General features: G+C 70.2%; 2 protein-coding genes and 1 pseudogene. All 3 read left to right on the forward strand.

Features of this window, described 5'->3' with window-relative positions; genetic code table 11:
* The coding region (locus tag PLL68_RS12105; protein ID WP_324534419.1) for a prolipoprotein diacylglyceryl transferase family protein at positions 1-333 on the forward strand (333 nt) is incomplete at its 5' end.
* A 127-nt stretch (positions 334-460) separates the two neighbouring features.
* Positions 461-5002 carry a glutamate synthase large subunit gene (gene gltB, locus PLL68_RS12110; protein ID WP_324534421.1) on the forward strand — a complete coding sequence of 1514 codons (4542 nt, stop codon included), beginning with the start codon at positions 461-463 and terminating at the stop codon, positions 5000-5002.
* A pseudogene (gene gltD / locus PLL68_RS12115) lies at positions 4995-5305 on the forward strand (glutamate synthase); the annotation flags it as partial. The gene gltB and the pseudogene gltD, both read left to right, overlap by 8 nt.

The following is a 5305-nucleotide window of genomic DNA, read 5'->3' on the forward strand; positions in this document are numbered from 1 at the left end:
AACCCCGTCGTCCTCGGGGTGTTCCACCCGACGTTCCTGTACGAGATGATCTGGCTCGTCATCCTCGCGGTGGCGCTGCTCGTCATCGACAAGCGGCGTGCGCTGGCCCCGGGGCAGCTCGCCGGGCTGTACGTCGCGGGGTACCCCGTGGGCCGCATCGTCATCGAGTTCATGCGCACCGACAAGGCCGAGATCATCCTCGGGGTGCGGCTCAACGTCTGGACGAGCATCATCGTCTTCGCCCTAGGGGTGTGGATCTACTGGTTCACCGGTCGCCGCGCCGAGCGCAACGCTGTCCCGCAGAGCGAACCCGAATCCCGGAATGTGGGATAGCGAAACTCAAATCGCGAGACCGCGCCGCCGGGCGATAGTCTTCCGGCACGTGGCCAGAGCCGTCCGCGCTGACCTTGCCGTGCCCGGCCCCTCGAGGGCCCACGACTGAAGAGGACGGTGATGCGACGTGACCGTCGCCCGCTTCTCCGCCCAGCCCACCGACACGGGCCTGTACCGCCGCGAGCACGAGCACGATGCCTGCGGTGTGGCCCTCGTGGCGACGATGCGGGGCAGTGCCGGCCACGACATCGTCGCGCACGCCCTCGACGCGCTGCGCAACCTCGACCACCGCGGTGCCACCGGCGCCGACCCGTTGGTGGGTGACGGCGCCGGCATCCTCACCCAGGTCCCCGACGCGTTCTTCCGCGCGGTCCTGGATGCCGACCTCCCCGAGGCCGGCGCCTACGCCGTCGGCATGGCCTACCTGCCCCAGGACGACGACGAGCGCGCCCTGGCCGAGCAGCGGATCGCCGACATCGCGGTGGACGAGGGCCTTCGCGTCATCGCCTGGCGTGACGTGCCCGTGACCCCCGACCTCGTCGGCCAGTCCGCCCGCGAGTGCATGCCGGTCTTCCGTCAGCTGTTCGTCACCTCCGAGCAGGGGCTTCGCGGCATCGAGCTCGACCGCGTGGCCTTCTGCCTGCGCAAGCGCGCCGAGCACGAGGCCGAGGTCTACTTCCCGTCCCTGTCGGCCCGCACGGTCGTCTACAAGGGCATGCTCACCACCGGTCAGCTCGAGCCGTTCTTCCCCGACCTGTCCGACGAGCGCTTCGCCTCCGAGCTGGCTCTCGTGCACTCGCGCTTCTCCACGAACACCTTCCCGAGCTGGCCGCTCGCGCACCCCTACCGGTTGATCGCGCACAACGGTGAGATCAACACCGTCAAGGGCAACCGCAACTGGATGCGGGCGCGCGAGAGCCAGATCAGCTCGACCGTCATCCCCGGCGACATCGAGCGGGTCTTCCCGATCTGCACCCCCGGGGCCTCCGACTCGGCGACGTTCGACGAGGTCCTCGAGCTGCTCCACCTCGGGGGCCGGTCGCTGCCGCACGCCGTGCTCATGATGATCCCCGAGGCGTGGGAGAACCACGAGTCGATGGACCCCGCGCGGCGCGCCTTCTACGAGTTCCACTCCACGTTCATGGAGCCGTGGGACGGCCCGGCCTGCGTCACCTTCACCGACGGCACCCTCATCGGTGCGGTGCTCGACCGCAACGGCCTGCGTCCGGGCCGCTACTGGGTCACCGACGACGGGCTCGTCGTGCTCGCCTCCGAGGCAGGCGTCCTGGACATCGAGCCCGAGCGGGTGGTGCGCCGTGGGCGGCTGCAGCCGGGCCGGATGTTCCTCGTCGACACCGCGGCGGGCCGCATCATCAGCGACGAGGAGGTCAAGTCGGGCCTGGCGGGCGAACACCCCTATGAGGAGTGGCTGCACGCGGGCCTGCTCGAGCTGTCCGACCTGCCCGAGCGTGAGCACATCATCCACACAGCCGCCTCGGTGGCGAGGCGCCAGCGCACCTTCGGCTACACCGAGGAAGAGCTGAAGCTCATCCTCGCGCCGATGGCCTCCGCCGGCCTCGAGGCGCTGGGTTCGATGGGCACCGACACCCCGCTCGCCGTGCTGTCCGACCGGCCGCGACTGGTCTTCGACTACTTCAGCCAGCTCTTCGCACAGGTCACCAACCCCCCGCTCGACGCGATCCGCGAAGAGCTCGTCACCTCGCTCGGGTCCTCGATCGGCCCCGAGGGCAACGTCCTCGACGCCTCCCCGGCGCACGCGCGCCAGGTGGTGCTGCCCTTCCCGGTCATCGACAACGACGAGCTCGCCAAGCTCGTGCACATCAACGCCGACGGTGACCTGCCCGGCTACAGCACCGTGGTCGTCAAGGGCACCTACGACGTCAACGGCGGCGCCGCGGCCCTGCGAGCCCGCCTGCACGAGATCTTCGCCGAGGTGTCCACGGCGATCGGGCAGGGCGCCCGGTTCGTCGTGCTGTCCGACCGCGACTCCGACCGCGACCTGGCGCCCATCCCGTCGCTGCTGCTCACCTCCGCGGTGCACCACCACCTCATCCGCGAGAAGACCCGCACCCAGGTCGGCCTGCTCGTCGAGGCCGGCGACGTGCGCGAGGTGCACCACGTGGCGCTGCTCGTCGGGTTCGGCGCAGCCGCGATCAACCCCTACCTCGCCATGGAGACCGTCGAGGACATGGTCCGCAGCGGAGCCATCACCGCGGTCACCGAGGAGAAGGCCGTCGCCAACCTCATCAAGGCCCTGGGCAAGGGGGTCCTCAAGGTGATGTCCAAGATGGGTATCTCGACCGTCGCCTCCTACCGCGGTGCCCAGGTCTTCGAGGCCATCGGGCTCTCCCAGGACCTCGTCGACGAGTTCTTCACCGGCACCGTCAGCCAGCTCGGGGGGGTCGACCTCGACGTCATCGCCGCCGAGACCGCGGCGCGCCACGCCATGGCCTACCCGCCCGACGGCATCCGCCAGGCCCACCGCAAGCTGCTCGTCGGTGGTGAGTACCAGTGGCGCCGCGAGGGTGAGCCGCACCTGTTCGACCCCGAGACCGTCTTCCGGCTCCAGCACGCCACCCGGGCCCGTCGCTACGACGTCTTCAAGCAGTACACCCGTCGCATCGACGAGCAGGCCGGGCGCCTGATGACCCTGCGCGGCCTCTTCGAGCTCGGGGGAGCGCAGCCGCGCCCGCCCGTGCCGATCGAGGAGGTCGAATCCGTCGCCGAGATCGTCAAGCGCTTCAACACCGGTGCGATGAGCTACGGCTCGATCAGCATGGAGGCGCACGAGACCCTGGCCATCGCGATGAACCGGCTCAAGGCCCGCTCGAACACGGGTGAAGGCGGCGAGGACCCCGAGCGACTGATGGACCCGCAGCGGCGCTCGGCCATCAAGCAGGTCGCCTCAGGCCGCTTCGGCGTCACCTCGCTGTACCTGACCCACGCCGACGACATCCAGATCAAGATGGCCCAGGGTGCCAAGCCCGGCGAGGGCGGGCAGCTGCCCGGTCCCAAGGTCTACCCGTGGATCGCCAAGACACGGCACTCGACGCCGGGCGTCGGCCTGATCAGCCCGCCGCCGCACCACGACATCTACTCCATCGAGGACCTCGCGCAGCTCATCCACGACCTGAAGAACGCGAACCCGCAGGCCCGCATCCACGTCAAGCTCGTCTCCGAGGTCGGCGTCGGCACGGTCGCGGCCGGCGTCAGCAAGGCACACGCCGACGTCGTCCTCATCTCCGGCCACGACGGCGGCACCGGCGCCAGCCCGCTGACCAGCCTCAAGCACGCCGGCGGTCCGTGGGAGCTCGGCCTGGCCGAGACCCAGCAGACGCTGGTTCTCAACGGTCTGCGCGACCGCATCGTCGTGCAGGTCGACGGTCAGATCAAGACCGGTCGGGACGTCGTCATCGCCGCCCTGCTCGGTGCCGAGGAGTTCGGCTTCGCCACGGCGCCGCTCGTGGTCTCGGGGTGCATCCTCATGCGGGTGTGCCACCTGGACACCTGTCCGGTCGGAATCGCCACCCAGAACCCCGAGCTGCGCGCCCGCTTCTCCGGCCAGCCGGAGTTCGTCGAGACCTTCTTCGAGTACATCGCCGAGGAGGTCCGCGAGCACCTCGCGGCGCTGGGCTTCCGCAGCATCGAGGAAGCCATCGGGCAGGTCCAGTACATCGACGCCTCCAAGGCGATCAACCACTGGAAGGCCTCCGGCCTGGACCTCGCCCCGATCCTGGCGCGCGTGGAGAGCCCGGACGGCTCCGGCATCCGACACACCATCGGGCAGGACCACGGCCTCGAGAAGGCACTGGACCACGAGCTCATCGCGGCGTCGCGCGACGCCATCGACAACGGCGCCCCGGTGACCGCCCGGTTCCGCATCCGCAACGTCAACCGCACCGTCGGCACGATGCTCGGGCACGAGGTGACCAAGGCGCACCCGAACGGGCTGCCCGACGGCACCATCGACCTCACCCTGACCGGCTCGGCCGGCCAGAGCCTCGGGGCCTTCCTGCCCGCCGGAATCACCCTGCGCCTCGAGGGCGACGCCAACGACTACGTCGGCAAGGGGCTCTCCGGTGGGCGCGTCATCGTCCGCCCGGCACCGGCATCCGCCCTCGTCGCCGAGGACAACGTCATCGGCGGCAACGTCATCGGCTACGGCGCGACCTCGGGTGAGCTCTTCCTGCGCGGACGGGTCGGTGAACGCTTCTGCGTGCGCAACTCGGGTGCGACCGCGGTCGTCGAGGGCGTGGGTGACCACGGCCTCGAGTACATGACCGGCGGCACCGCGCTCATCCTCGGGCCCACCGGGCGCAACGTCGCCGCCGGCATGTCCGGTGGCGTCGCCTACGTGCTCGACCTCGACCCGGCCCACGTCAACCGTGAGCTCGTCGACCTCGGGCCGCTGCGCGCCGAGGACGAACTCGTCGTGCACGACCTGCTCGAGCGCCACCACCGGTGGACCGACTCAGCGGTCGCAGCCCGACTCCTCGCCGACTGGGACTCCGCCCGCTCGGCATTCACCCTGGTCCTTCCTCGCTCCTACCAGCGCGTCCTCGACGTGCGGGCCAAGGCGGCGGCGGAAGGGCTGGACCCCGACGGCACCCAGGTGTGGGAGCGGATCATGGAGGCCTCCCGTGGCTGACCCCCAAGGTTTCTTGCGCACGCGTGAGCGTGAACTGCCGCGACGTCGCCCCGTTCCGGTCCGGATCAAGGACTGGAAGGAGGTCTACGAGGAGCAGCCGGTGCCCGAGCTGCAGCGGCAGGCCGGGCGCTGCATGGACTGCGGCATCCCGTTCTGCCACAGCGGCTGCCCGCTCGGCAACCTCATCCCGGAGTGGAACGACCTCGCGTGGAAGGGGGAGTGGCGCCAGGCCATCGACCGCCTCCACGCGACGAACAACTTCCCCGAGTTCACCGGTCGGCTCTGCCCGGCGCCGTGTGAAGC

The sequence above is a fragment of the Ornithinibacter sp. genome (genome assembly GCF_035443565.1).
Taxonomy (GTDB): domain Bacteria; phylum Actinomycetota; class Actinomycetes; order Actinomycetales; family Dermatophilaceae; genus Fodinibacter.